This is a genomic window from Kitasatospora sp. MAA19 (assembly GCF_029894125.1).
In the GTDB taxonomy this organism is placed as follows: domain Bacteria; phylum Actinomycetota; class Actinomycetes; order Streptomycetales; family Streptomycetaceae; genus Kitasatospora.
Genome location: NZ_JARXYZ010000082.1, coordinates 1 through 2,683, shown reverse-complemented (window position 1 = coordinate 2,683; position 2,683 = coordinate 1). Strand labels below are relative to the sequence as shown.

Genomic DNA, 2,683 nt, shown 5'->3' with positions numbered 1-2,683 from the left:
ACGGCGCAAACCCCCACTGGGACCACTACTTCACCAACACCGGCGCACAACGCACCCCCCTCCCCACCTACCCCTTCCAACACACCCGCTACTGGATGGAGTCCGCCGCCCCGGCCGGCACCTTGAGCCATCCGTTCCTCGACACTGCGCTCGGGCTCGCGGACGGCGACCGGTTCCTCCTCACCGGGAGCCTGTCGCTGACTGAGCACCGGTGGCTCGCCGACCACGCCGTGCACGGCGACGTCCTGCTGCCCGGAACCGCGTTCGTGGAACTCGCGATGCAGGCCGCGCGCCACGTCGACCACGCGTTCCTGGCGGAGCTCACCCTCGGCGCACCACTCGTCCTCACCGAGGACACCGGTGTCCACGTCCAGGTCCTGGTGGACGGGCCGGACGCCGGGGGGCGGGTGGTAAGCGTCTTCAGCCGCCCCACGAATGCCACGCCCGATGAGCCGTGGACCAAGCATGCCGAGGGACGGCTCGTCGCGGCGCGTCCCGCGTCTGCCGACGGCGATCTGATCGTCTGGCCGCCGACCGGGGCCACGGCGCTGGATGTTGACGCCTGTTACACCGAGGGCTCTGAGCGGCAGTACGGTCCCGCGTTCCAGGGTCTGCACCGCGCCTGGGTTCACGACGACGTCCTGTTCGCCGAGGTGGTTCTCGGCGAGGGGCAGGCCGCAGACGCGGACGGCTTCGCGATACACCCGGCGCTCCTGGACGCCGCGCTGCATCCGCTGGGGCTCGCGCCGTTCGGCCGCACCGGAGACGCTCCGCTGGTTCCGTTCGCCTGGGACGACGTGGCCGTGCCCACGGTCAGCACGAGGCAGCTGCGGGTGCGGATCTCCCCCGTCGCGCCCGAGGCGGTGTCGCTGCTGATCGCCGACGCATCGGGCGCCACCGTGCTCGAGGTCGGCCGGCTCACCCTGCGCCCGCTGCAGCGCGGCGCCGGGCAGGGGTCGCGCTCACTGTTCCGAACATCGTGGGTGCGATCGGCACCACCGGCACCCGGCACCGAGCCAGCGCTCGTCTGGCTTCCCCACCCTGCGGGTGACGACGCCGTCGAGTCCGCCGCACAGACGCTCGCGGCTCTGCAGCAGTGGGTGGGCGACGAGCACGCCGCGGACACCCGATTGGTGGTGCTCACCACCGGCTCCTGTCTGCTGGATACCGACGCTCCGACCGAGACTGCCCGGTCCCTGACGAACGCGGCACTGTGGGGGATGACACGGTCGGCCCAGTCCGAGCATCCGGACCGTTTCGTGCTCGTCGACGTCGACGATCTCGATGCGGACTGGCGGCCCACGGTGACGGCCGCCGTGGCCACGGGTGAGACACAGATCGCGATCCGGCGCGGCGAGGCGTACGTCCCCCGGCTGGTGCGTGCTGTGCCGGGCAGTGCCGCGGGCCCGGACTGGTCGTCCGCGACCGTGCTGGTCACCGGGGCCACCGGTGCGCTCGGCGGTCTCGTCACCCGGCACCTCGTGGTCGAACACGGCGCGGGCGAGTTGCTCCTGACCGCACGGCGTCCGGTCCCGACGGAGTTGCTGGAAGAACTGACCGAGGCCGGGGCGCACGTCACGTCCGTCGTCTGCGACCTCACCGATCGGGCGGACCTGGCCGCCGTGCTGGCCGCGGTGCCCGCCGACCGGCCGCTCGCGGTGGTCCACTGCGCGGGTGCCGTCGACGACGCGGTCCTCGTCAATCAGACACCCGAACACCTGGAGCGTGTGTTCGCGCCGAAGGCGACCGCGGCATGGCACCTGCACGAGCTCACCCGGGGCCGCGACGTCACGGCGTTCGTCCTGTTCTCCTCCGCCGCGGCCACCCTCGGCTCCCCCGGCCAGGCCAACTACGCCGCCGCCAACGCCTACCTGGACGCCCTCGCCCACCACCGCACCACCACCGGACACCCCACCACCAGCCTCGCCTGGGGACCGTGGGCCACCGGCATGGCGGCCACCGTCGCCGCCAGAGCGGGCGTCAGGCCGCTGCGGGACGCCGAGGGTCTGGGACTGTTCGACGCCGCGCTGACCGCCGGTGCCCCCGTCATCGTCCCGATGCACCTCGACGCGCACGCGGTCGCAGGCGATCACGCGCCGGTTCCGCCGCTGCTGCGCGCGCTCGTGCCGACGGCACCGCGGCGCGCCGCCGACCGGGCCGCGGACGGCTTCGCCGAACGGCTGCGTCCCATGACCCCGACGGACCGCAATGCCGCCTTGCTCGCGCTGGTCCGCACCCAGGTCGCGGCCGTGCTCGGACATTCCGGCCCGCAGGCCGTCGACTCGGGGCGTGCCTTCAGCGAGCTCGGTTTCGACTCACTCACCTCCGTCGAGCTGCGCAACCGCCTGAACGCGTCGACCGGGCTCCAGCTTCCATCGACCCTGGTCTTCGACCACCCGAACGCGTCAGCGCTGGTGGATCACCTGCGGGACACGATGTTCGGTGCGGCTCCGGCCGACATCGCGCCGGCAGCCGGCATTGCGTCCCAAGACGATCCGGTGGTCGTCGTCGGGATCGGGTGCCGCTACCCCGGCGGTGTCGGCAGCGCGGAAGACCTGTGGCGGATCGTGGTGTCCGGTGCTGACGCGGTGACCGGCTTCCCGCAGGATCGTGGGTGGGACCTGGCGGGCCTCGATCCGGCACGCCCCGGCGGGTCGGCCACCCGCGAAGGCGGATTCCTGCA

1 protein-coding gene is annotated in these 2,683 nt (G+C 72.8%); it reads left to right on the top strand.

The features are described from left to right. Window positions 1-2,683: type I polyketide synthase (locus P3T27_RS40830; RefSeq protein ID WP_280686444.1), on the top strand; the 2,683-nt coding region annotated here is incomplete at both ends.